Annotated in this window: 20 protein-coding genes; 13 read left to right on the top strand and 7 right to left on the bottom strand. The window is 49.4% G+C overall.

The window, feature by feature from the left end; all coding sequences use genetic code 11:
• Nucleotides 1-266 precede the first annotated feature (266 nt).
• From ttcA to eno, 3 genes are all read right to left on the bottom strand, one after another.
• Nucleotides 267-1226, bottom strand: a complete 960-nt coding sequence (gene ttcA / locus H3L95_RS03085; protein ID WP_003756745.1) for a tRNA 2-thiocytidine(32) synthetase TtcA — start codon at nt 1224-1226, stop codon at nt 267-269.
• Between the two features lie 389 nt (nt 1227-1615).
• Complete coding sequence (gene ftsB, locus H3L95_RS03090) at nt 1616-1894, bottom strand: cell division protein FtsB (RefSeq protein WP_003743241.1); 279 nt, start codon at nt 1892-1894, stop codon at nt 1616-1618.
• Between the two features lie 16 nt (nt 1895-1910).
• Nucleotides 1911-3197: a phosphopyruvate hydratase gene (eno, locus tag H3L95_RS03095; RefSeq protein WP_003756747.1), complete on the bottom strand. Its 1287-nt coding sequence runs from the start codon at nt 3195-3197 to the stop codon at nt 1911-1913.
• 502 nt (nt 3198-3699) lie between these two features.
• Here eno and H3L95_RS03100 point away from each other — a divergent pair.
• A complete protein-coding gene (locus tag H3L95_RS03100) occupies nt 3700-4035 on the top strand; it encodes an RNA polymerase subunit sigma (RefSeq protein ID WP_070774344.1) in 336 nt (111 codons plus the stop codon).
• Between the two features lie 261 nt (nt 4036-4296).
• Nucleotides 4297-5289: a WG repeat-containing protein gene (locus H3L95_RS03105; RefSeq protein ID WP_003756757.1), complete on the top strand. Its 993-nt coding sequence runs from the start codon at nt 4297-4299 to the stop codon at nt 5287-5289.
• A gap of 68 nt (nt 5290-5357) precedes the next feature.
• On the opposite strand, the gene guaB is transcribed toward H3L95_RS03105, so the two are convergent.
• Nucleotides 5358-6821, bottom strand: coding sequence for an IMP dehydrogenase (guaB, locus tag H3L95_RS03110; RefSeq protein ID WP_003756759.1), 1464 nt, complete (start codon nt 6819-6821; stop codon nt 5358-5360).
• A 196-nt stretch (nt 6822-7017) separates the two neighbouring features.
• On the opposite strand from guaB, the gene H3L95_RS03115 reads away from it, so the two are divergent.
• Nucleotides 7018-7455 carry a DUF4124 domain-containing protein gene (locus tag H3L95_RS03115; protein ID WP_003756761.1) on the top strand — a complete coding sequence of 146 codons (438 nt, stop codon included), beginning with the start codon at nt 7018-7020 and terminating at the stop codon, nt 7453-7455.
• A gap of 143 nt (nt 7456-7598) precedes the next feature.
• On the opposite strand, the gene H3L95_RS03120 is transcribed toward H3L95_RS03115, so the two are convergent.
• Complete coding sequence (locus H3L95_RS03120) at nt 7599-8459, bottom strand: tetratricopeptide repeat protein (RefSeq protein ID WP_003756765.1); 861 nt, start codon at nt 8457-8459, stop codon at nt 7599-7601.
• A gap of 179 nt (nt 8460-8638) precedes the next feature.
• Between H3L95_RS03120 and hpnD the strand changes: the two genes are divergently transcribed.
• The 9 genes from hpnD (at nt 8639) to H3L95_RS03165 (ending at nt 21880) form a co-directional block, all read left to right on the top strand.
• Nucleotides 8639-9487 carry a presqualene diphosphate synthase HpnD gene (gene hpnD / locus H3L95_RS03125; protein ID WP_003756766.1) on the top strand — a complete coding sequence of 283 codons (849 nt, stop codon included), beginning with the start codon at nt 8639-8641 and terminating at the stop codon, nt 9485-9487.
• Nucleotides 9484-10827, top strand: coding sequence for a hydroxysqualene dehydroxylase HpnE (hpnE, locus tag H3L95_RS03130; protein ID WP_003756768.1), 1344 nt, complete (start codon nt 9484-9486; stop codon nt 10825-10827). Before hpnD ends, hpnE begins: the two co-directional genes overlap by 4 nt.
• A gap of 473 nt (nt 10828-11300) precedes the next feature.
• On the top strand, nt 11301-12482 hold the full coding sequence (locus H3L95_RS03135; protein ID WP_003756774.1) for an aspartate aminotransferase family protein: 1182 nt from the start codon (nt 11301-11303) through the stop codon (nt 12480-12482).
• 432 nt (nt 12483-12914) lie between these two features.
• Nucleotides 12915-15578, top strand: a complete 2664-nt coding sequence (aceE, locus tag H3L95_RS03140) for a pyruvate dehydrogenase (acetyl-transferring), homodimeric type (protein WP_003756777.1) — start codon at nt 12915-12917, stop codon at nt 15576-15578.
• Between the two features lie 240 nt (nt 15579-15818).
• Nucleotides 15819-17432, top strand: a complete 1614-nt coding sequence (aceF, locus tag H3L95_RS03145; RefSeq protein ID WP_182096203.1) for a dihydrolipoyllysine-residue acetyltransferase — start codon at nt 15819-15821, stop codon at nt 17430-17432.
• An 87-nt stretch (nt 17433-17519) separates the two neighbouring features.
• A complete protein-coding gene (gene lpdA / locus H3L95_RS03150; RefSeq protein ID WP_003756785.1) occupies nt 17520-19307 on the top strand; it encodes a dihydrolipoyl dehydrogenase in 1788 nt (595 codons plus the stop codon).
• 341 nt (nt 19308-19648) lie between these two features.
• Complete coding sequence (trmB, locus tag H3L95_RS03155) at nt 19649-20356, top strand: tRNA (guanosine(46)-N7)-methyltransferase TrmB (protein ID WP_003756788.1); 708 nt, start codon at nt 19649-19651, stop codon at nt 20354-20356.
• A gap of 19 nt (nt 20357-20375) precedes the next feature.
• The gene (locus H3L95_RS03160; protein WP_003756790.1) at nt 20376-21005 is read left to right on the top strand and encodes a riboflavin synthase; all 630 of its coding nucleotides are present in this window, start codon (nt 20376-20378) and stop codon (nt 21003-21005) included.
• 8 nt (nt 21006-21013) lie between these two features.
• Nucleotides 21014-21880, top strand: a complete 867-nt coding sequence (locus H3L95_RS03165; protein WP_182096204.1) for an ATP-binding protein — start codon at nt 21014-21016, stop codon at nt 21878-21880.
• A 179-nt stretch (nt 21881-22059) separates the two neighbouring features.
• Here H3L95_RS03165 and H3L95_RS03170 read toward each other — a convergent pair whose 3' ends face one another.
• On the bottom strand, nt 22060-22488 hold the full coding sequence (locus H3L95_RS03170; protein ID WP_003756797.1) for a Spy/CpxP family protein refolding chaperone: 429 nt from the start codon (nt 22486-22488) through the stop codon (nt 22060-22062).
• A 255-nt stretch (nt 22489-22743) separates the two neighbouring features.
• Between H3L95_RS03170 and rpe the strand changes: the two genes are divergently transcribed.
• Nucleotides 22744-23427, top strand: coding sequence for a ribulose-phosphate 3-epimerase (rpe, locus tag H3L95_RS03175; RefSeq protein WP_003756799.1), 684 nt, complete (start codon nt 22744-22746; stop codon nt 23425-23427).
• Between the two features lie 318 nt (nt 23428-23745).
• Here rpe and ruvB read toward each other — a convergent pair whose 3' ends face one another.
• The gene (gene ruvB / locus H3L95_RS03180; protein WP_003756801.1) at nt 23746-24777 is read right to left on the bottom strand and encodes a Holliday junction branch migration DNA helicase RuvB; all 1032 of its coding nucleotides are present in this window, start codon (nt 24775-24777) and stop codon (nt 23746-23748) included.
• Nucleotides 24778-24814: the final 37 nt, after the last annotated feature.

Raw genomic sequence — 24814 nt, forward strand, 5'->3', positions numbered from 1 at the left:
ACGAAAAGGTCGTCTGAAAACCTGTTTTCAGACGGCCTTTTGTTGTTATCTATAACGGATCGTGCTTTATGTTGTTTCGCAGCAAAAGCAACCGCAAAAATATGCTGGGATTGTTTCTGTATGTCTTGTCAGGAAAAGGAAGAATAATGCTGGATTTCTAGAAAACGGTTAGGTTGATGCAAACGGGCAAATACGTTGAATTTTAGATATAAAAATTCAGACGACCTTGAGGGCGTTTCAAAGGTCGTCTGAAAATACAAATTCCGCTATAAACCGCAAGTTTTCGGCTTGTTTGCCAGAATGTTGATGATCTTTCGTTCAGGTTTGGATGGGGTGATTTTGATTTCACTTTCGTCTTCTTCGCTGCCGTCGGAATAGCGTTCAGGCATTTTTTCGCTGTCAAACGCCAAGTCGCCACCGTGTTTTAAGGTTTGACCGCGCTCCAAACCGACGAAGTCGAAAAGCTCTGGGTCGGCGAGATGGGAGGGGACGACGTTTTGCAGGGCGGAGAACATGGACTCGATACGTCCGGGGAAGCGCTTGTCCCAATCGCGTAGCATATCGCCTATGACTTGGCGTTGCAGGTTGGGCTGAGAGCCGCAGAGGTTGCACGGGATGATTGGGAACTGCTTCAGTTCGGCGTATTTAATCAAATCTTTTTCTTTTACATACGCCAGCGGGCGGATGACGATGTGTTCGCCGTTGTCGCTGACCAGTTTGGGCGGCATGGCTTTGAGTTTGCCGCCGTAAAACATATTTAAAAACATGGTGGCGAGGATGTCGTCGCGGTGGTGTCCCAAGGCGATTTTGGTGCAGCCCAATTCTTTTGCGGTACGGTAGAGGATGCCGCGGCGCAGGCGGCTGCACAGCGAACAAGTCGTTTTGCCTTCGTCCAACACGCGTTTGACGGTGGAGTAGGTGTCTTCTTCAACGATTTTATACGGCACACCTATGCTTTCGAGATAGGTCGGCAGCACTTCTTCGGGGAAGCCCGGCTGCTTTTGGTCGAGATTGACGGCAACCAGCTCGAAATCAATCGGCGCGCTGGCTTGGAGCTGGCGCAGGATGTCTAATAGGGCGTAGCTGTCTTTGCCGCCGGAGAGGCAGACCATGATTTTGTCGCCCGGCTCTATCATGTTGAAATCGTTAATCGCGTCGCCGACGGCGTGGCGCAGGCGTTTGTTGAGTTTGTTGTTTTCTAATTCTTGCTTGGTTTTTTTGGACATGGCAGTTTGTACTTTGAAATAAGGAAAAATTTAAGGGCGGTATTGTACCGCAAAAAGCGTTTGGAAACCGCATATTAGAAAAAGAATAGGGGGCGGATTTAGATTTGAAGTACAATATTTTTCTCAATAGAAAGATTTGTGTCTAGGATGGATTTCTTTGTCGTGTTGAGAATGGGATATCTGAATCGGAATCGGGTATGAATTGATAACAGATAGATGATTGCATATGTTTGGGAAATGATGGGAGTGATATTGTTTTGAAATTATAGAAGCCGGTTTCTGTGGTATACAGAAACCGGCTTGTACGAAACGTCTGAACAGGTGTCTATAGATATCTAAAATTTAGGAATAACGCTTTTTCAGACGACCTTTTATTCCCATCAGGGCAATTAACGGCTGCGTTCGATAAAACGGTAATAGGTTTCGCCGTCTTGGACGTAACCCAATTCCACACGGGCAATTTCAGAAATCGCTTCTTGACCGTTCGCTAAATCATCGACTTCCGCAGCAAGGAACTGATTGCGCAAAGTGAGCGTCTGGTTTTTTTCCTCCTGCACGGAAAGTTGTTCCTGCAATTCTTCCGTATGCCCGATACTGCCTTTTCCAAACCAAAGGCTGTATTGGCAGTAAGCAAGCGCGATGGATAAAACAACAGTTACCCACTTCATACATCAATACCTTTTCTTATTTGCCCAGTTGATAGAATGCGGCTTTGCCGGGGTAGTAGGCAGCTTCTGCCAATTCTTCCTCGATGCGCAGCAGTTGGTTGTATTTCGCCATGCGGTCGGAGCGGCTCAATGAGCCGGTTTTGATCTGCATACAGTTGGTAGCGACTGCCAAGTCGGCAATGGTGCTGTCTTCGGTTTCGCCCGAACGGTGGCTCATTACACTGGCGTAACGGCTGCGTTTTGCCAAGTCAACCGCTTGCAAGGTTTCGCTCAAAGTACCGATTTGGTTGACTTTGACCAGCAATGCGTTTGCCACGCCTTTTTCGATGCCTTCGGCAAGGATTTTCGGATTGGTTACGAACAAGTCATCGCCGACCAGTTGTACTTTGCTGCCGAGTTTTTCGGTAAGGAGTTTCCAGCCTTCCCAGTCGTTTTCATCCATACCGTCTTCGATGGAGATAATCGGGAATTCGTTAACCAAGCCCTCGAGGTATTCGGCAAATTCTGCGCTGGTGTAAGAACGGCCTTCGGCTTCCAAGTGGTATTTGCCGTCTTTGTAGAACTCGCTGGATGCGCAGTCCAAAGCAAACAAGACATCATCGCCTGCTTTGTAACCAGCGGCTTCGGTTGCTTCAACCATCAGTTGCAGGGCTTCTTTGTGGCTGTTCAGGTTAGGTGCGAAACCGCCTTCATCTCCGACAGTAGTCGGGAAGCCTTTACCGTCGCACAGTTTTTTCAGCGCGTGGAAAATTTCGGCGCCGCAGCGCAGGGCTTCGCGGAAGGATTTTGCGCCGACAGGCATAATCATAAATTCTTGAATGTTCAGGCTGTTATTGGCATGTTCGCCGCCGTTGATAACGTTCATCATCGGAACAGGCAAAGCCATAGGACCGGCGCCGCCCAAGTAACGGTACAGCGGCAGACCTGAATCTTCGGCAGCCGCGCGGGCAACAGCCATAGAAACTGCCAAAGTAGCATTCGCACCCAAATTGCCTTTGTTTTCAGTGCCGTCCAGCTCGATCATGATTTTGTCGATGTAGGACTGTTCGTTGGCATCGATGCCGATCAGGGCTTGGGCAATTTGGTTGTTGACGTGTTCAACTGCTTTCAATACGCCTTTGCCCGAGTAGCGGGATTTGTCGCCGTCGCGAAGTTCCAAAGCCTCTTTTTGACCGGTAGACGCACCGCTCGGTACGGCGGCACGGCCCATTACGCCGGACTCCAGCAATACATCGCATTCTACGGTGGGGTTGCCGCGTGAATCCAAAATCTCGCGGGCAAAAATATCAACGATTGCGCTCATGAATATTCTCCAAATGAGGATGAAAAAAGAAAAGTAGCTTTGTTACATTTCAGACGACCTGTGAGTATCGCTGAAAGCACATCAACGGCGATTATACCGATGGTGGCGCCAAAACTGCTATGAAACCGACTGTAAGTTTGTTTCACGTCAACATCGGTTTGCACAGGGAGCAATATATGCTCAAACAGCCCCGTATTCTAACAGTTTTTGAGATTTTAGGGCAGGGTAACTTGCTGTAAAGGCTTGGTTTGGAAGGTCGTCTGAAAAAACGAAATTTGTTTCAATTGTCAGGTTTCTAATTGATGGCATAATAGTTATTTAGGCTGGAATTTAATTGAGCGTTCTGATTTTCAAAAAAAAAATTGAATTTTTATTTAAGTTCACATAGAAAGAGATGCTATGATGCCGATGAGTTAAGGTTGGAATAAGGAATAAAGAATAAAATAAAAAAATAATAAGCTGGAAAATAGGGATTTATATAAAATTTATATGGACATCAGTTATGTGGAAGCCAATAGAGATCTTGTTTGAAGAGTCTGATGATGAAGGTTTATCTTATATCTATTTTGATTTGGGAGATTTTCATTACTTCACTTTAACCTTCAATCAAAACGAAGACGATAAAATCTATTTTGAGTTTAATGAGCAAACTTTTTCAATTGAGAGTAATGATGTTGCTTATAATTTAATTGATCACGTTTTATCTTTTGATTTTGGGGAAGATATTCAGGAATCTCTGAAAATTAAAAAACACATCGAAATTGATATAGACGAAAGCATTAATATGATGGCATTTAGGAAAACACTGGAAAATATTTTTATGGCTAAGGAAGTGTAGCTGATTTTCTATATTTTTAAGAAATAGTTGCAAGGTAAAATATGATGATTAAAGGCTTATAGATAAAACCAGTGCTTGTATAGTAGATTAACTTTAAACCAGTACGGCGTTACCTCGCCTTGTCCTGATTTAAATTTAATCCACTATATTGTGAATAAGAGGTCGTCTGAAAATATTTTCAGTAATCTTGCCGGTTTTGAATATGGACATGCCTTATGAATTTTTATAAAATTCGCGCATCATTTTCAACAAGGTTAATGTATGAAGAAAATATTATTAGGCGCTTTCATTGCATCAGTGTATATGCCTATTGCACTGGCTGATACCTGCGAAAAACCAAAATTATCCGGCAGAGAAGGTTATGACACGGTTTATTGTCTGAATGAAGAAGGCTTGTCTATGGTTACTAAGCCGGGTAACGAGAAGATTCCTTTTTTGTATGGTTTTGTCAATCGACAAGGGAAAGTTATTGTTCCGCTCAAATATTACGTTGCCCGCGATTTTTCTGAAGGATTGGCAGCAGTTTGTAAAATAGTAGGAAAATCAGATCAGATTTTATGCGGTTATATCAATGCCAGTGGTAAAGAAGTTATTCCTTTAAAATTTCAAGACTTGCCTGGTGATTTTGAACAAGGTATTGCTCCTGTCAAACAAAAAGGCAGATGGGGCTTTATTGACAAAAATGGCAAAGTTGTCATTCCGTTTCAATATGTTAAAGCCGATTCATTCAGTGAAGGACTGGCTGCAGTTGTCACTGCTGATACAAATAAATATGGCTATATCAATACAAAAGGTGAGATGGTTATTCCACCAAAATATGAAGAGGCTTTTTATTTTAATGAAGGTGTAGCCGCTGTTCAGATTCTTGATAAATGGGGTTATATCGATAAAAGAAATCAGTGGGTAATTCCTGCGCGATATAAAAGCGCTTCTAATTTTGAAGATGGTATGGCAAGGGTTTCACAAAATGATAAATACGGTTATATCGATAAAAAGGGAAAGGTAGTTATCCCCTTTAAATATGAATATTTAGGTTCATTGAGTGAGGGTTTGATTGGTGCGGAATTAAACGGCAAATTCGGCTATTTAGATAAAACTGGCAAAGTGGTTATCCCGTTCAAATTTGGTACTTTCAATGATTTCCAAAATGGTGTAGCACTTGTTAATATGAAGAATATGTTTAAAGACGAAGATTTTAGTGAAGATGAATTCTTTTATATTGATAAGCAAGGCAAGCCAGTTGAAGTGGAATAACGATTTGTAATTTTTTTGTAAGTAAGGTCGTCTGAAAAGCTTTTCAGACGACCTTTTTTCACTTTACCTTAGCGGTGATAGTTTGGTGCTTCTTTGGTAATTTGAACATCGTGAACGTGTGATTCGCTCATGCCCGCAGAGGTGATTTCTACAAATTCCGCTTTTTCGTGCATTTCTGCGATATTGGCGCAGCCCAAATAGCCCATGCTGGAACGCAGGCCACCGGTCAGTTGGTGAATAATGTTCACAATCGGACCTTTGTAGGGAACGCGGCCTTCGATACCTTCGGGGACATATTTGTCGGTGCTGTCGGTTTTATCTTGGAAGTAGCGGTCGGCGGAGCCTTGGCTCATTGCACCCAGAGAACCCATGCCGCGGTAGGATTTGTACGAGCGGCCTTGGTAGAGTTCGATTTCGCCCGGTGCTTCTTCCGTACCGGCAAACATACCGCCGAGCATGACGCTGTATGCGCCCGCTGCCAAGGCTTTGGCGATGTCGCCGGAGAAGCGGATGCCGCCGTCGGCAATCAGTGGAACGCCGGTGCCTTTGAGGGCTTCGGCAACGTTGTGAATGGCGGTCAGTTGCGGCACGCCTACGCCTGCAACGATACGGGTGGTGCAAATCGAACCCGGTCCGATACCGACTTTGACAGCATCTGCACCTGCTGCGACCAAATCCAAAGCGGCTTTGGCGGTTGCGATATTGCCGCCGATGACTTGGATGTGCGGATAGGTTTCTTTCACCCATTTCACGCGCTCGATAACGCCTTGGCTATGGCCGTGTGCAGTATCGACGACGATGACGTCGACTCCTGCTCCGACCAAGGCTTTTACGCGCTCTTCGGTGTCACCGCCGGTGCCGACTGCCGCGCCTACGCGCAAACGGCCTTCGGAGTCTTTGTTGGCATTTGGAAACTCGGTGGTTTTCAAAATATCTTTTACGGTAATCAAGCCTTTAAGCTCGTCTTTTTCGTTCAAGACCAAAACGCGCTCGACTTTATGTTCGTGCATCAGTTCGCGCGCTTCGTCGATGCTTGTGCCTTCGGGAACGGTAACCAAGCGTTCGCGCGGGGTCATGATGGCGGAAACGGGCAGGTCGAGGCGGTTTTCAAAACGCAGGTCGCGGTTGGTAACGATACCTACTACTTTGCCGTTTTCAACGACGGGCAGGCCGGACATTTTGCGTTTGCGTTGCGCGCGCATTTCCAATACTTCGCGGATGAGTGTCGTCGGGGCAACCGTTACCGGGTCTTTCACCACGCCGCTCTCATGGCGTTTCACTTTGGAAACGGCACGCGCCTGCATTTCGGGTGTCATGTTTTTATGGATAATGCCGATACCGCCTTCTTGCGCCATAGAAATGGCGAGGCGTGCTTCGGTAACGGTGTCCATCGCGGCGGAAAGTAAGGGGAGGTTGAGCGTGATTTCGCGGGTGAGCTTGGTTTGAAGTTTAACGTCTCGTGGCAGCACGGTTGAATGTGCAGGAACCAACAAAACATCGTCGAAAGTATAGGCTTTTTCTACGATACGCATGATGCTCAGTCTTTCAGTTTGTGCAAGATGCACGGCATTATAACACCCGCTAAGATTTGTTGACAGCGGATTGTTTGCAATTTGAGATTATTTTTTTACGACACCATTACGATGCATATTTTTGAATTAATATGACATATTTTTAAAAATCAAGTAGAATAGGGTCGTCTGAAAACACGTTTACGATGAAAACAAAATGAACAAATCATCTTTATCCTTATTTTTGCTTGGCGTTTTGTATGCTGCCGGAGCAATGGCCGGAAATAATGTTTATACATGGAAAAGCGGCAGTGGCAGTACCAGCTACTCCGATACGCCTAATCGTTTGCAGCCGGAACGTTCGAATATTGTGAACATTCGAACCCGTAACGTGACGCCTGCGGTTGCCAAACCGGAAAATGCCCAAGAAGGGACGCTGTCAGAACAGCAGGCTAAGCTGAACGAGAAGATTTTGGCGCAGAATAAGCAGGTTGAGGAGCAGAATAAGAAGGTTGAAGAAGAAAACCGCAAAAATAAAGAAGACAACTGTCGGATTGCCCGCGTAAACCGTCAGTTTGCGGAAAGTGCGCGCACTGCAAATCGTGATGATTTGATTAAACATTATCAAAGCGATATCAATAAATATTGCAATTGAAATTGGATTGAAACAGCAAATAAGGCATACAGTTATAACTATAACCGTATGCCTTATTGTTTTTAGCTTTCTTTGCAAAGTTGCCCTCTGAGCATTCAACAGGGTTCACCCATTGATAATGGTGTATTGGAAAAATCCAGGGTTCAGTTTTGATTTTGCTGCACAATGTATTCCAAAGCATGTTGCGCGAGCGTATTGCCTTGGGCGGCGGCTTTTTCAAACCAAGATTTTGCCTGGGTAAAGTTTTGGGTTACCCCTTGTCCGTTTTCGTATAAAACGCCTAAGTTGTTTTGGGCGTTGGCATTGCCTTGTTCTGCCGCTTTTTTGTACCAATATTTTGCCTTGGGATAATTTTGGGTAACGCCTTGTCCCTCTGCATACATGATGCCTAAATTATATTGCGCTTTGGCATTGCCTTTCTTGGCGGCTTTTTCAAACCATGACTTGGCAAGTTTATAATCTTGGCCTACGCCTTCACCTGAGTAATACATCAAACCCAAGTAAAATTGCGCACTGTCTTCCCCTTGGTCTGCTGCTTTGTGAAACCAAGTTTTTGCCTGTATATAGTCTTGTGGAACGCCTATACCGGCATAGTGAATGATGCCTAAATCAAACGCTGCTTCTGCATTGCCCTGTTCGGCTGCCTTTTCCCACCAAAATTTGGCTTGGCGATAGTCTTGTGCCGTTCCTTGACCTTCGTAATAAATGATTCCAAGATTGAATTGCGCTTCGGCGTTGTCGTTGTGCGCTGCTTTTTCAAACCAGTATTTAGCCTGCTCGTAATCCTGCGTTGTGCCTATGCCTTTTGCATACATAGTGCCTAAGTCAAGTTGAGAGCGGGTGTCCCCCTGTTTCGCCATTTCTTGAATCAATCGGAAGGCTTGGTTTTCACTGTTTTGAGAGATATTGTGACGCGGGGTGTAATGTGGTTTTGCCGCATAAGCCTGCATTCCTGAGATGGAAAGCAGGATGGTTAGGATAAGTGTTTTAGACGTAATGTTCATGACTATAAAATATAATTGGTATTAAGAGAGTCGATTGTCTATATTAACTTGTCTTAAAAATGAAGTAAATCAAATATGGACGATTTGAACAATATAGGGATGAAAGGTCGTCTGAAATTGCCACAATTCCCCAAATCCCGATAAAATCGTCCTTCATAACCATATTTTTAGGACACGCCGTGCAAGGACTTAATTATTGCCGTCAGAAGGCAGAGGAAAGCCGCTCCAGTTTTTTGTCGGGCTTCCGTTTCCTGCCGCAGGAAAAGCGGGATGCGATAACGGTTTTGTATGCTTTTTGCCGCGAATTGGACGATGTGGTCGATGACTGTTCCGATCCGAATGTGGCGCAGGCAACGTTGAACTGGTGGCGCGGCGATTTGGACAAGGTATTCGGCGGCGTGATGCCGGAGCATCCGGTTAATCAGGCTTTGCGGCAGGTCAAGGAAACCTTCAAGCTTCCGAAATATGAACTGGAAGCCTTAATCGACGGGATGCAGATGGATTTGGTTCAGGCGCGTTACGGCAGTTTTGAAGAGTTGAAACTGTATTGCCACCGCGTCGCCGGCGTAGTCGGCTGCCTGATTGCTCGGATTTTGGGATTTTCAGACGACCGAACGCTGGAATACGCCGATAAAATGGGCCTTGCGCTGCAACTGACGAACATTATCCGCGATGTCGGCGAGGATGCACGCAACGGTCGGATTTACCTGCCGATGGAGGAAATGCAGCGGTTTGACGTGCCTGCAAGCGTGATTATGCAGTGTAAGCCGACGGATAATTTTACCGAACTGATGCGCTTTCAAGTTTCACGCGCCCGTGAGACTTATCGTGAGGCGATGTCGCTCTTGCCCGCCGCCGATAAAAAATCTCAAAAAGTCGGATTGGTCATGGTGGCGATTTATTACGCGTTGCTGAACGAAATCGACCGCGACGGCGCGCAAAACGTTCTGACTTATAAAATTGCCATTCCTTCACCTCGCAAAAAGCGTATTGCTCTGAAAACCTGGTTATTCGGATTTAAGCCATGAACACTCTGCATCTTCGCCCGAAAATTGCCGTCGTCGGCGCAGGCTGGGCAGGTTTGTCTGCCGCAGTGTCGTTGGCGCGCCGTGCCGATGTTACTGTGTTTGAAGCCGGCCGGCAGGCGGGCGGACGGGCGCGTACTTTGGCTGGGAGCGCTGACGGATTCAGTTTTTTGGACAATGGGCAGCATATTTTGCTCGGTGCCTATCACGGCGTATTGACGCTGATGGAGCACATCGGTGCTGACCCTGAAGCCGCTTTTTGCCGTTTGCCGCTGCAATGGCATATGTATGAAGGTTTGCAGTTTCAAAGTACGAACCTTCCTTCGCCGCTGCATATTTTGACCGGCATATTGCGTGCTAAAAACGTTTCGTTTTCACTGAAAACCAAGCTGTTATCTGATATGTCCGCGTTGCAGCATTACGCACGCGGCAAGCGCGCTGATTTGGCTGTTGCCCAATGGCTGCGGCAGCGCAATGTCCCGCGCAGGCTGGTTACAGAGTTTTGGCAGCCGCTGGTGTGGGGCGCGCTCAATACGCCCTTGGAACACGCAAGTTTGCGGGTATTGTGCAATGTGTTGTCCGACGGCGTATGGGCGGATAAATCCGGCAGCGACTACCTTTTACCCAAGCGCGATTTGGGCGCAATCATCGCCGAACCTGCGCTGGCAAAACTCAAGCAATTCGGTACGGATATTCGTCTTGAAACCCGTGTGGGTCGTCTGAAAAACCTTCTTGACGGACGGGTCGTTGTGAATGATGAGGCTTTTGATGCCGTTATTGTTGCGACTGCGCCGTATCATGCCGTTCATCTTTTCCCTGAAGATACCCCGGGCTATATTCAGACGACCTATCAAAACCTCCAATACCACTCGATTACTACCATCTATCTTCGCTATGCCGTTCCTGTCCATCTGCCCGCGCCGCTGACCGGATTTGCCGATGGTACGGCACAATGGCTGGTGTATCGTGGTGCACTTGGTTTGCCGGCAAACGAAGTCGCTGCCGTCATCAGCGTTTCCGACCATGTCGGCGCGTTTAAAAGCCAAGAGTGGGCAGAGAAAGTCCATGCCGACGTAAAACGCATCTGCCCTTATTTGGACGAACCCGAAGCCGTCCGCGTCATCACTGAAAAACGCGCGACCACAGCCTGCACGCCTGATTCCGCCACTCCCGATTTTGCTTGGTTGCACCAGCGGCGCATCTATCCGGCAGGCGACTACCTGCACCCGCGCTATCCGGCTACGCTGGAAGCGGCGGTACAGTCGGGTTTGACGGCTGCGGAAATGTGTTTGGCAGAAATCAATCTGAAACAAAGGGATAGAGATGCTCAGTCCTTGCTTTGACTGAGCTATTAAAGCTAAAGCTTGGCGTGAATGTTACGCAAAAAGGTCGTCTGAAAACGTTTGGCAGATTAAATCTGTGTTTTCAGACGACCTTTGTTGATGGTGGTTGCATGATCTAAATATTTGGATCCGACTACGGATGACACATTGTCTCAATCGGCGCATAATCGCCGAATTGACTCAATATAGTGGCTTAACTTTAAACTAGGACGGCGTTGCCTCGCCTTAGCTCAAAGAGAACGATTCTCTAAGGTGCTGAAGCACCAAGTGAATCGGTTCCGTACTATCTGTACTGTCTGCAGCTTCGTCGCCTTGTCCTGATTTAGTTAATCCACTATATCTGCAACGGCGTTGTTGTATTCGGTTCAAAGACAATCTGGATAGGAAATGTCTCATACCCTGTCGGACGAGACCATACGAAGCAACGCCATTCATTGAATATACACCAGACTTAAAACCGCAAAGGAAATCGGATGCAAAACTACCTGACCCCAAATTTTTCATTCGCCCCCATGATTCCCGAACGCGCCCTCGGCAGCCGCGTCTGGGATACCGAAGGCCGTGAATACATCGACTTGTCGGGCGGTATTGCGGTCAACGCGTTGGGACATTGCCATCCCGATTTGATTGCCGCGCTGGCGGAGCAGTCGCAAAAATTGTGGCACATTTCCAATATCTACACCACCAAACCCGCACAGGAATTGGCGCAAAAGCTGGTAGAACATACCTTCGCCGACAAAGTATTCTTTTGCAATTCCGGCGCGGAAGCCAACGAAGCCGCGCTGAAACTGGCGCGAAAATACGGGCGCGATCATTTTGGCGGACACAAAACCGAAATCATCTCCTGCCTAAATAGCTTCCACGGCCGCACGCTGTTTACCGTCTCAGTCGGCGGTCAGCCCAAATACAGCAAAGACTATGCGCCGCTGCCGCAAGGCATTACCCATGTTCCGTTCAACGATATTGCCGCATTGGAAGCTGCCATCAACGAAAACACTTGCGCCGTAATCATCGAGCCGATTCAAGGCGAAAGCGGCATCCTGCCTGCCACGCAGGAATATCTGCAAGCCGCGCGCCGTTTGTGCGACGAACACGGCGCATTACTGATTTTGGACGAAGTGCAAACCGGCATGGGGCACACGGGCAAACTGTTCGCCTACGAGCATTACGGCATTACGCCCGATATTCTCAGTTCCGCCAAAGCCTTAGGTGGCGGCTTCCCCATCGGCGCAATTCTGACCACCGATAAAATCGCCCCGACCTTCGGGCCGGGTACGCACGGCTCGACTTTCGGCGGTAATCCGATGGCGTGCGCCGTCGGCAGCCGCGCGTTCGACATCATCAACGCACCCGAAACCTTGGTGCACGTGGAAAAACAAGGACAAAAATTTCAGACGACCTTGCGGGGATTAGGCGAGAAAACCGGCGTATTTAAAGAAGTCCGCGGCATGGGGCTGCTCATCGGCTGCGTGCTGGCGGACCAATACCAAGGCCGCGCTTCAGAAATTACCGCCGCTGCGCTGAAACACGGCCTGATGGTATTGGTTGCCGGAGCCGATGTCGTGCGTTTCGCCCCCAGCCTGCTGTTAAACGATGAGGATATGGCGGAAGGGCTGGAACGCTTGGAGGCTGCATTAACGGAATGGCTCGTCTGAATTTGATTGATTTTATTTAACTGTTAACAAATTTGATGAAGTATTTCTATTCGGCTGATAATGGAAAATACGACCCTTTGTTGGTTTTGGAAAATAATTAATCTAAAAATTTTCTTTTTTGTTTAAAAGCGAGCAGAATTTAATCAAATCCATATACCCATTGTTCAGAATAAAACCGATGTTATAAATTGTAATTTGCCAGTTATTCCAATTACTGATACGATTTGCGGCGGAATAAATTCAAATAAATGACTCATTGCGCCCTTTATTTTCAATTTTATTTTTAATTAATTGATAATATTAGGGTAATTGTGGTTTTGCGTTTGATTTAATTTTAGGAATTTTCGTTTTTGTATATCAATTTTCGCAAACGAAAACATTAGGGGTATAACCCTCTGTCATTGAATAACACTCAACATAAGGATAGATACTATGTCCACCCAATTACACGATGTTGACCCGATTGAAACCCAAGAGTGGTTGGACGCGTTAAGCTCAGTTCTAGAATACGAAGGCAGCGAACGCGCACAATACTTGTTGGAACATCTGGTTAAATACAGCCGCGACAAAGGCGTCCGTATGCCTCACGGCACAACCACCCCGTATTTGAATACCGTTTCGGTTGAAGACGAAAAAGGCATTCCGGGCGATCAAAACATCGAACACCGCATCCGTGCATTCGTGCGCTGGAACGCTGCCGCCATCGTATTGCGCGCCGGTAAAAAAGATTTGGAGCTGGGTGGTCATATCGCATCTTTCCAATCTGCCGCAACCATGTACGAAGTGGGTTTCAACCACTTCTGGAAAGCTAAAGGCGAAGGTGAAGAAGGTGATTTGATATTCTTCCAAGGCCACGTTTCTCCAGGTATCTATGCCCGCGCTTTCGTTGAAGGCCGTCTGACTGAAGACCAACTGAACAATTTCCGTCAGGAAGTGGACGGACATGGTCTGCCTTCTTACCCGCATCCGCACTTGCTGCCTGATTTCTGGCAATTCCCGACCGTATCTATGGGTTTGGGTCCGATCATGGCGATTTACCAAGCCCGTTTCCTGAAATACTTGGAATCCCGCGGTCTGGCAAAAACCAAAGGCCGTAAAGTATGGTGTTTCTGCGGCGACGGCGAAATGGACGAACCCGAATCACAAGGCGCCATCGCATTGGCTGCACGCGAAGGTTTGGACAACCTGATTTTCGTCATCAACTGTAACCTGCAACGTTTGGACGGTCCTGTCCGCGGTAACGGCAAAATCATCCAAGAATTGGAAGGCAACTTTGCCGGCGCCGGCTGGAATGTTGTCAAAGTCATTTGGGGCCGCCGTTGGGACCGCCTCTTGGCAAAAGACAAAGACGGCATCCTGCGCAAACGCATGGAAGAATGTTTGGACGGCGACTACCAAACTTACAAATCCAAAGACGGCGCGTACGTCCGCGAACACTTCTTCAATACTCCTGAATTGAAAGCATTGGTTGCCGATATGACCGATGACGAAATTTGGGCATTGAACCGCGGCGGTCACGACCCTCAAAAAGTGTACAACGCTTATGACCGCGCAGCTAACCATGCAGACGGCAAACCTACCGTAATTTTGGCGAAAACCATTAAAGGTTATGGTATGGGTGCATCCGGTGAAGGTCAAAACGTTGCCCACCAAGCCAAAAAAATGGACAAGGCGTCTCTGAAACAATTCCGCGACCGCTTTGACATTCCGGTTACCGACGAGCAAATCGACAGCGGCGATCTGCCTTACCTGACTTTCGCTCCCGACAGCGAAGAGTACAAATACCTGCACGCACGTCGCGAAGCTTTGGGCGGCTACCTGCCTCAACGCAAGCCTACCCAAGAAGTTCTGGAAGTGCCTGAGTTGTCTGCATTTGAGACTCAACTGAAATCCAGTGGCGACCGTGAATTCTCGACCACTATGGCATTTGTCCGCATTCTGTCTACTCTGTTGAAAGACAAAAAAATCGGCAAACGCGTCGTACCTATCGTTCCTGACGAAAGCCGTACCTTCGGTATGGAAGGTATGTTCCGCCAATACGGTATTTGGAATCCGAAAGGCCAACAATATACCCCGCAAGACAAAGACCAACTGATGTTCTATAAAGAGTCTGTTGACGGTCAAATCCTGCAAGAAGGTATTAACGAGCCTGGCGCGATGGCTGACTGGATTGCTGCAGCGACCAGCTATGCCAACAGCGACTTCGCGATGATTCCGTTCTACATTTACTATTCTATGTTCGGTTTCCAACGTGTCGGCGACTTGGCATGGGCTGCCGGCGATATGCACGCGCGCGGCTTCCTGTTGGGCGGTACTGCCGGTCGTACAACCTTGAACGGCGAAGGCCTGCAACACGAAGACGGCCACAGCCATATTCAAGCCGATTTGATCCCGAACTGTGTAACATACGATCCGACCTTCCAATACGAAGTAGCCGTTATCGTACATGATGGCCTGCGCCGTATGTACGTCAACCATGAAGACGTGTTCTACTACATCACCCTGATGAACGAGAACTACACTCATCCGGACATGCCCGAAGGCGTGGAACAAGACATCCTGAAAGGTATGTACTTGTTGAAAGCCGGCGGTAAAGGCGACAAGAAAGTTCAATTGATGGGTTCCGGTACCATCCTGCAAGAAGTGATTGCCGGTGCCGAATTGTTGAAAGCCGACTTCGGCGTAGAAGCAGATATTTGGTCTTGCCCGTCCTTCAACCTGTTGCACCGCGATGCCATCGAAGCAGAACGTTTCAACCGCCTGCATCCGCTGGAAGCTGAAAAAGTGCCTTTCGTGACCTCTCAACTGCAAGGTCATGATGGTCCGGTTATCGCCGCTACCGACTATATCCGCAGCTATGCCGACCGTATCCGCGCGTACATCCCGAACGACTACCATGTCTTGGGTACCGATGGTTTCGGCCGTTCCGACAGCCGTGCCAACCTGCGCCGCTTCTTTGAAGTGGACCGCTACAACGTTGCCGTGGCAGCATTGAGCGCATTAGCAGAACAAGGCAAAGTCAGCAAAGAAACCGTTCAGCAAGCCATCGAAAAATACGGCATCAATGCCGACGTGGCTCCAAGCTGGAAACGCTAATCCTGTTTTCAGACGACCTCAAAGTCAATTTGCTTGCGGGGTCGTCTGAATCAAGAATACGTTGACGATTTGTATAACGGATAAACCTCCAGTTAACAAGCAGCGGGCGCAAGTCGTGCAAAAAGCTCGAAGTGCAGAAAGGCTGCTCTGGAAATGGTTATCCGTGCCGGAAAACATAAGTGATGTCGTCTGAAACTGTTTTTCAGACGACCTCAAACCGAAATCATCAAAGGAACTCAAATGAGTATCGTAGAAATCAAAGTACCCGATATCGGCGGTCATGAAAACGTCGATATCATCGCAGTAGAAGTCAAAGCGGGCGACACCATCGCCGTTGACGACACCCTGATTACTCTGGAAACCGACAAAGCCACTATGGACGTACCTGCCGATGCAGCAGGCGTTGTGAAAGAAGTGAAAGTCAAAGTTGGCGACAAAATCTCCGAAGGCGGCGTGATTCTGACCGTTGAAACCGGTGCTGCCGCTGCTGAAGCCGCTCCGGCTCCTGTCGCTGAAGCACAACCTGCGCCTGCCGCTGCACCCGCTGCCGCTCCCGCAGGCGGTGCAACCGTTCAAGTAGCCGTTCCTGATATTGGCGGTCATACTGATGTAGATGTAATCGCCGTTGAAGTTAAAGTTGGCGACACCGTTGCCGAAGATGACACGCTGATTACTTTGGAAACCGACAAAGCGACCATGGATGTACCTTGTACTGCTGCCGGTGTCGTTAAAGCCGTATTCCTGAAAGTCGGCGACAAAGTATCCGAAGGTACTGCCATTATCGAAGTGGAAACCGCCGGTTCTGCCGCCGCTCCCGCTCCTGCTCAAGCCGCTGCACCGGCAGCAGCACCCGCTCCGGCTGCTGCGCTTGCCGCCGCTCCGGCTCCTGTTGCCGCTCCTGCACCTGCCGCAGCCAAAATCGACGAAGCCGCTTTCGCCAAAGCACACGCGGGTCCTTCCGCACGCAAACTGGCGCGCGAATTGGGCGTAGATTTGGGTCAAGTCAAAGGTACCGGCTTGAAAGGCCGTATCATGGGCGACGACATTAAAGCCTTTGTGAAATCCGTGATGCAAGGCGGTGCGGCGAAACCTGCTGCTGCCGGCGCATCTTTGGGCGGCGGTCTGGACTTGCTGCCGTGGCCTAAAGTGGACTTCTCCAAATTCGGTAATGTCGAAGTTAAAGAATTGTCCCGCATTAAGAAAATTTCCGGTCAAAACCTGTCCCGCAACTGGGTTGTGATTCCGCACGTTACCGTTCACGAAGAAGCGGACATGACCGAATTGGAAGAATTCCGCAAACAGTTGAACAAAGAATGGGAACGCGAAGGCGTGAAACTGTCCCCGTTGGCGTTCATCATCAAAGCCTCCGTTTCTGCGCTGAAAGCCTTCCCTGAATTCAACGCTTCTTTGGACGGCGACAATCTGGTTCTGAAAAACTACTTCAATATCGGTTTCGCAGCCGATACGCCGAACGGCTTGGTTGTTCCCGTCATCAAAGACGTAGATCAAAAAGGTCTGAAAGAAATCAGCCAAGAGCTGACCGAATTGTCTAAAAAAGCCCGCGAAGGCAAGCTCAAACCGCAAGAAATGCAAGGTGCATGCTTTACCATTTCCAGCTTGGGCGGCATTGGCGGTACAGGCTTTACTCCGATTGTGAACGCACCTGAAGTTGCTATCTTGGGCGTGTGCAAATCCCAAATCAAACCGGTTTGGAACGGCAAAGAGTTCGCTCCTCGCCTGATGTGTCCGTTGAGCCTGTCCTTCGACCACCGCGTTATCGACGGTGCTGCCGGTATGCGCTTCACCGTATTCCTGGCGAACCTGTTGAAAGACTTCCGCCGCATTACCCTGTAATCCGAGCGTATTTCAGACGACCTTCGGCAAACAACCTGACAGGTCGTCTGAAAACAGAAGTCCGAATATCATTCAGAAAGATTAGACATGAGCTTAGTTGAATTGAAAGTGCCCGACATTGGCGGACACGAAAATGTAGATATTATCGCGGTTGAAGTGAACGTAGGCGACACCATCGCCGTTGACGATACCCTGATTACCTTGGAAACCGACAAAGCGACGATGGACGTACCTGCCGAAGTTGCTGGCGTGGTCAAAGAAGTCAAAGTCAAAGTCGGCGACAAAATCTCCGAAGGCGGCTTGATCGTAGTCGTTGAAGCCGAAGGCGCGGCTGCCGCTCCTAAAGCTGAAGCACCTGCTGCTGCCCCTGCGCAAGAAGCCCCTAAAGCTGCCGCACCTGCACCGCAAGCGGCGCAATTCGGCGGTTCTGCCGATGCAGAGTACGACGTGGTCGTATTGGGTGGCGGCCCCGGCGGTTACTCCGCTGCATTTGCCGCTGCTGACGAAGGTCTGAAAGTTGCCATCGTCGAGCGTTACAAAACCTTGGGCGGCGTTTGCTTGAACGTCGGCTGTATCCCTTCCAAAGCCTTGTTGCACAACGCTGCCGTTATCGACGAAGTGCGCCACTTGGCTGCAAACGGCATCAAATACCCTGAGCCCGAACTCGACATCGACATGCTGCGCGGCTACAAAGACGGCGTGGTTTCCCGCCTGACTACCGGTTTGGCAGGCATGGCAAAAGGCCGCAAAGTGGACGTTATCCAAGGCGACGGTCAATTCTTAGATCCGCACCACTTGGAAGTGTCTCTGACTACCGGCGATGTGTACGAGCAAGCTACGCTTACCGGCGAGAAAAAAATCGTTGCGTTCAAAAACTGTATCATCGCAGCGGGCAGCCGCGTAACCAAGCTGCCGTTTATCCCTGAAGATCCGCGCATCATCGATTCCAGCGGCGCATTGGCTCTGAAAGAAGTACCGGGCAAGCTGTTGATTATCGGCGGCGGTATCATCGGCCTTGAAATGGGTACGGTTTACAGCACGCTGGGTTCACGTCTTGACGTCGTTGAAATGATGGACGGCCTGATGCAAGGTGCAGACCGCGATTTGGTGAAAGTATGGCAGAAACAAAACGAATACCGTTTTGACAACATCATGATCAACACCAAAACCGTCGCAGTCGAGCCGAAAGAAGACGGCGTTTACGTTACCTTCGAAGGTGCAAACGCGCCGAAAGAGCCGCAACGCTACGATGCCGTATTGGTTGCCGCCGGCCGTGCGCCTAACGGCAAACTCATCAGCGCCGAAAAAGCAGGCGTTGCCGTAACCGACCGAGGCTTCATCGAAGTCGACAAACAAATGCGTACCAATGTGCCGCACATCTACGCCATCGGCGACATCGTCGGTCAGCCTATGCTGGCGCACAAAGCCGTTCATGAAGGCCACGTTGCCGCTGAAAACTGCGCCGGACACAAAGCTTACTTCGACGCACGCGTGATTCCGGGCGTGGCTTACACCGCTCCCGAAGTGGCATGGGTTGGCGAAACCGAATTGTCTGCCAAAGCATCCGGCCGCAAAATTACCAAAGCCAACTTCCCGTGGGCGGCTTCCGGCCGTGCGATTGCCAACGGTTGCGATAACGGCTTCACCAAGCTGATTTTTGATGCCGAAACCGGCCGTATCATCGGCGGCGGTATCGTCGGTCCGAACGGCGGCGATATGATTGGCGAAATCTGCTTGGCCATCGAAATGGGCTGCGACGCTGAAGACATCGGCAAAACCATCCATCCGCACCCGACCTTGGGCGAATCTATCGGTATGGCTGCCGAAGTGGCGCTGGGTACTTGTACCGACCTGCCGGCTCAAAAGAAAAAATAAGTGTATTCAGTCAGTTGAATTAAACTGCTGATATTGCATTTATCAGTCAAAGGTCGTCTGAATCTTTCAGACGACCTTTTCGTCAAACAGAATAGTGGATTATAGTGGATGAACAAGAATGCGTGTCTAAGCTCCAAGTGAGCCATTTAGTCATGCTTTAAAACAGCAAGCAAACGAGTTCGGCAGGATTGATACTGTCAGCGGCTTGTTTCATGCTTATCTATCAACAATAAAAACAAACCGTTTAACGGTTGACCCCATACATTCAGAGGTCGTCTGAAACCATATCGCAGATTTTCAGACGACCTTTCCCCAGTTTTATCAGATACAAGAAATAATTTATGAACGAAATAATCCCGGATTCCACCGTTCCTGAAGCGCACAAACGCTCCATCCGCAGCTTTGTGTTGCGTCAAGGGCATATGACTGCGGCGCAGCAGCGTGCCATTGATACGATGTGGCCGCAATTCGGCATCGATTACCAAGATTCCGTGTTGGACTTGAATCAGCGTTTCGGCAGCGACCGTCCCAAGGTGTTGGAAATCGGTTTCGGCATGGGCGTGGCAACTGTTGAAATTGCCAAGCGCCTGCCTGATACCGACTTTTTGGCGATTGATGTGCACGGTCCCGGCGTCGGCAACATTTTGAAATTGATTGAAGAAGAACACATCGGCAATATCCGCGTGATGCGGCACGATGCGGTCGAAGTGGTCGAAAATATGCTTTCAGACGACGTGCTCGACGGCATCCACATTTTCTTTCCCGACCCTTGGCACAAAAAACGCCATAACAAACGCCGCTTGGTGCAAACGCCATTTGTGCAGAAACTGCTGCCCAAGCTGAAAGTCGGTGGTTATATCCATTTGGCGACCGACTGGGAAGAATACGCGCAGCAGATGCTGGAAGTGTTGAGCGGTTTTGACAATTTGCAAAATACCGCCGCCGATTACGCGCCTACGCCCGACTACCGTCCCGAAACGAAATTTGAAGCCCGCGGCAAACGTTTGGGGCACGGCGTTTGGGATTTGGTTTTCAAACGCATCAAATAAACCGATTGGAGAATCTCCCATGTTTACAGGTATCGTCCAAGGTGTCGGTGAGATCATCGCCATCCGCGAACCGTCCGCCGATTTCCGTACCCATGTCGTCAAGCTGCCCGATGGGATGACCGAGCATCTGCAAATCGGCGCATCCGTCGCCAACAACGGCTGCTGCCTGACCATTACCCAAATCGACGGCGATACGGTCAGCTTTGATTTGATGAAAGAAACCTTGGAAAAGACCAATTTAGGTCGTCTGAAAACGGGAGATGCCGTCAATCTCGAACGTGCCGCCCGTTTCGGCGATGAAATCGGCGGACACGTCATGAGCGGGCATATCATGACGACTACGTGGATTACTCGGATAGAACGCAGCGAGTTTAACCGCACGGTATGGTTTGCACTGCCACCCGAGCTCAAACCTTATATTTTGAGCAAAGGCTTTGTCGGCTTGGACGGTTGCAGCCTGACCATAGGCGACGTTACCGAAACGGAATTCAATGTCCACCTGATTCCGGAAACTTTGACGCGCACTTTGTTTGGCAGCCGGAAAGAGGGCGACGTCATCAATATCGAAATCGATCCGCAAACCCAAGCCGTTGTCGATACCGTGATGCGCGTGATGGCGCAACAAAATCCTGCTATATCAGGACAATAGGAGCACATATGAAACTTGCCGCCTTTTTGCAAAAAGCCTATTCCGTTTTGGACCGTCTTGATTTGGTACTGCCCGAAAAACCCGGCAAAACCGACTGGAACGCTTTGGCTTACCGTTGGCACAGCGTCGGTAAAAAAGGGATTTTGGAGAGCCTGCCAAACCCGCATACATTCCCGCTTGACCGTCTGGCTGCCGTCGGGACGCAAACCGAAAGACTCAAACGCAATACCGAGCAGTTTTTGGCAGGCCGCTCTGCGAATAATGTTTTGATGAGCGGTTCGCGCGGAACGGGCAAATCCTCGCTGGTCAAAGCCCTGTTGCACGAATATGCCAAACAAGGGCTGCGTCTGATTGAAGTAGATAAGAGCGATTTGGTCAGCCTGCCCGCGCTGCTTTTTTTGCTGAAAGACCGTCCCGAAAAATTCATCGTATTCTGCGATGACCTATCGTTTGAAACCGGTGATGAAACCTACAAAGCCCTAAAAACCGCATTGGACGGCGGTTTGTCGCAAAGATGCAGCAACGTGTTGGTGTACGCGACGTCCAACCGGCGCCACTTGATGCCTGAATATATGGATGAAAATATCGGGACAACGGGCATACGCGGCGAAATTCATCAAAAAGAAGCTGTTGAGGAAAAAATTTCCCTGTCCGACCGTTTCGGTTTGTGGTTGAGTTTTTATCCGTTTGATCAAAACGACTACCTTCAAGCGGTTGAAAATTGGCTGGGCGACTTCGGCGTGGATTTTGATGAAACGGCGCGCAAGGCGGCGTTGCAATGGGCGCAAATGCGCGGCAACCGCTCGGGACGTTCGGCTTGGCAGTTTGCGTGCGATTGGGCGGGACGTTTGCCGGAACAACGGGTTTTGGATTGAGTTTTTTTGGGAAATAGATCTGCCGTACTGAAATCTGCGGGAGGATAAGGGTAGGGAAAGCCTTTTCCGGTTCAATTGCTTCCGGCCGCATCGCTTTGAATCGCCATATCGTTCAAAAGGTCGTCTGAAACAGGATTTCAGACGACCTTTTTGTACGGACCAATCAGGAAAGCGATATGTCAGCGAAGGCAGGAAGAGAGCCAAATCTGGCGTTGGCGCGGATTGAGCAGGTGGTAGAAGCGGTGTTGGATTTCCAATTCTTCCACGGCGAAGTCCATGCTCGACAAGTAGCGGGTTTCGACATAATCGCGGGCGTTGTTTTGATCGAAATTATCTGCCGCAAGGATTTTCATAATGACTTGGCGGCGGTTACGGTCTGTGCGGACGAGTTTGCGGTATGCTTTGTCCGATGCCTGTTTGTAATCATTACGGATACGGCGCAAAGCATTGTGTTGGTCTTGCGTCAGATTAAGGGAGCGGATGTCGCAATTGGCTTGAAAATCGTCCAGCTTGATATATTGGGGGCCGGCGTGTGCTTGACTGACAGCCGTCAGTAGCGCAACCGATAATGCACAGAGGGGTAAATAAGATTTGAATCCGACAGACACAGCGTTTTCCTAGTTTCCGTAACCGCGCAAATATACCCGATTAGCGTGTGAAAGGCAGTATCCCTCCAGTTAACTTTTGTTAACTTCATATCTTTATTTTATTTCTGACAAAACATATCCTTAACCTATAATTATTTATGCATATGCTTACTTTTGTTAAATATTAACAATGCATAGTTAGTGTTGCGTGAGGCGTTGGTGGTAGAATATGAAAAATTATCCGTTTATCAAACCACACCATCCGACTGGATTTCTATGAACCACAATTTCCGTATTGCGCCCAGCATCTTATCCGCCGATTTTGCCCGTTTGGGTGAGGAAGTAACGAAAGTTATCGAAGCGGGAGCCGATTTGATTCATTTCGACGTGATGGACAATCATTATGTGCCGAACCTGACTTTCGGCCCTATGGTCTGCGCAGCGTTGAAGCCTTATGCCACCGTGCCGATTGATGTGCATCTGATGGTCGAACCTGTTGATGATCTGATTCAGGCATTTGCCAAAGCAGGGGCGTCGATTATCACGTTTCATCCCGAAGCCAGCCGCCATATCGACCGCAGCCTCAGCCTGATTAAAGATGCGGGCTGTCAGGCAGGATTGGTGTTGAATCCGGCAACTCCCGCCTACGTTTTGGAAAACGTATTGGACAGGCTGGACATGGTATTGTTGATGTCGGTCAACCCCGGTTTCGGCGGACAAAGCTTCATTCCGCATACCCTTGAAAAAATCCGTCAAGTGCGGGCGATGTTGGATCGGTACGAAGCGCAAAGCGGGCGGCACATCGCCATCGAAGTAGACGGCGGCATCAAAACCGACAATATCGCCGCCGTCGCGGCAGCGGGTGCCGATACTTTTGTGGCAGGTTCCGCCATCTTTGGCAAGCCGGACTATAAGGCGGTGATTGATGCCATGAGGAAAGAATTGGCTTCTGTGGCCTAATGTGCTGAACTGCTTGGCAAATCGTTTCCCAATTTTTATAGTGGATTAAATTTAAACCAGTACGGCGTTGCCTCGCCTTAGCTCAAAGAGAACGATTCTCTAAGGTGCTGAAGCACCAAGTGAATCGGTTCCGTACTATCTGTACTGTCTGCGGCTTCGTCGCCTTGTCCTGATTTAAATTTAATCCACTATATACCATTTCGGGCTTGATTGCCTTGCTCTGCTTTAAAGCCTATCCGCACCAACTACGCTGATAACAAAAGGTCGTCTGAAAACCAAAAATCCGGTTTCAGACGACCTTTCTTCATTTCAATACGCTTATTTTTCCATTTTCAAGCCGAAGTGCAGGTAGGTGCGTTCGGTGGCCATTCTGCCGCGGGGGGTACGTTGCAGGAAGCCTTGTTGGATGAGGTAGGGTTCGATAACGTCCTCGATGGTGTCCGTGGATTCGCCGATGGCGGCGGCAACATTATCAAGGCCGACGGGACCGCCGCTGAATTTGTGCAGGATGGCTTCGAGGAATTTTCTGTCCATGACGTCCAAACCTTGCGCATCCACATCCAGCATACTTAAAGCGGCATCGGCAATGGCGGCATCAATTACGCCGTTGTTTTTCACATCGGCAAAATCGCGGACGCGGCGCAGCAGGCGGTTGGCGATGCGGGGCGTGCCGCGGCTGCGTTTGGCGACTTCCATCGCGCCTTCTTCGCCCATGTCGAGTTGCAGTAATTGCGCGGAACGGCTGACGATGGTGGCAAGGTCTTGATTTTGATAAAACTCCAAGCGGGCAACGATGCCGAAGCGGTCGCGCAGAGGGTTGGTCAGCATACCTGCGCGAGTCGTTGCACCGACGAGCGTGAAGGGCGGTAGGTCGATTTTGACGGAACGGGCGGCAGGGCCTTCGCCTATCATGATGTCGAGTTGGTAGTCTTCGAGCGCGGGGTAGAGGATTTCTTCGACGACGGGGCTGAGGCGGTGGATTTCGTCGATGAACAATACGTCGTGCGGTTCGAGGTTGGTCAGAAGGGCGGCAAGGTCGCCGGCGCGTTCGAGGACGGGGCCGCTGGTTTGGCGTAGGTTGACGCCCAGCTCTTTGGCGATGATGTGCGCCAGCGTGGTTTTGCCCAGTCCGGGCGGGCCGAAGAGCAGGGTGTGGTCTAGGGCTTCGCCGCGTTTTTTGGCGGCTTGGATGAAGATGGCGAGCTGTTCTTTGGCTTTGTCTTGCCCGATATAGTCGTCCAGCGTTTTAGGGCGCAGGGCGCGCTCGAGCAACTCTTCCTGCGAGGAGATGCTTTGGGCGGTGATGATGCGCTGGGGTTGGGCGGCGGTCAGGTTGTCGGTTTGCAGCATGGGTTTTCCGGTGGGTTTGGGGTCGTCTGAAAATCGG

It is taken from the genome of Neisseria sicca, assembly GCF_014054945.1.
Lineage (GTDB): Bacteria > Pseudomonadota > Gammaproteobacteria > Burkholderiales > Neisseriaceae > Neisseria > Neisseria sicca.

Coding starts and splice junctions, on each gene's coding strand:
- ttcA (WP_003756745.1), bottom strand. CDS start 1,226: ATGTCCAAAAAAACCAAGCAAGAATTAGAAAACAACAAACTCAACAAA.
- ftsB (WP_003743241.1), bottom strand. CDS start 1,894: ATGAAGTGGGTAACTGTTGTTTTATCCATCGCGCTTGCTTACTGCCAA.
- eno (WP_003756747.1), bottom strand. CDS start 3,197: ATGAGCGCAATCGTTGATATTTTTGCCCGCGAGATTTTGGATTCACGC.
- H3L95_RS03100 (WP_070774344.1), top strand. CDS start 3,700: ATGTGGAAGCCAATAGAGATCTTGTTTGAAGAGTCTGATGATGAAGGT.
- H3L95_RS03105 (WP_003756757.1), top strand. CDS start 4,297: ATGAAGAAAATATTATTAGGCGCTTTCATTGCATCAGTGTATATGCCT.
- guaB (WP_003756759.1), bottom strand. CDS start 6,821: ATGCGTATCGTAGAAAAAGCCTATACTTTCGACGATGTTTTGTTGGTT.
- H3L95_RS03115 (WP_003756761.1), top strand. CDS start 7,018: ATGAACAAATCATCTTTATCCTTATTTTTGCTTGGCGTTTTGTATGCT.
- H3L95_RS03120 (WP_003756765.1), bottom strand. CDS start 8,459: ATGAACATTACGTCTAAAACACTTATCCTAACCATCCTGCTTTCCATC.
- hpnE (WP_003756768.1), top strand. CDS start 9,484: ATGAACACTCTGCATCTTCGCCCGAAAATTGCCGTCGTCGGCGCAGGC.
- H3L95_RS03135 (WP_003756774.1), top strand. CDS start 11,301: ATGCAAAACTACCTGACCCCAAATTTTTCATTCGCCCCCATGATTCCC.
- aceE (WP_003756777.1), top strand. CDS start 12,915: ATGTCCACCCAATTACACGATGTTGACCCGATTGAAACCCAAGAGTGG.
- aceF (WP_182096203.1), top strand. CDS start 15,819: ATGAGTATCGTAGAAATCAAAGTACCCGATATCGGCGGTCATGAAAAC.
- lpdA (WP_003756785.1), top strand. CDS start 17,520: ATGAGCTTAGTTGAATTGAAAGTGCCCGACATTGGCGGACACGAAAAT.
- trmB (WP_003756788.1), top strand. CDS start 19,649: ATGAACGAAATAATCCCGGATTCCACCGTTCCTGAAGCGCACAAACGC.
- H3L95_RS03160 (WP_003756790.1), top strand. CDS start 20,376: ATGTTTACAGGTATCGTCCAAGGTGTCGGTGAGATCATCGCCATCCGC.
- H3L95_RS03165 (WP_182096204.1), top strand. CDS start 21,014: ATGAAACTTGCCGCCTTTTTGCAAAAAGCCTATTCCGTTTTGGACCGT.
- rpe (WP_003756799.1), top strand. CDS start 22,744: ATGAACCACAATTTCCGTATTGCGCCCAGCATCTTATCCGCCGATTTT.
- ruvB (WP_003756801.1), bottom strand. CDS start 24,777: ATGCTGCAAACCGACAACCTGACCGCCGCCCAACCCCAGCGCATCATC.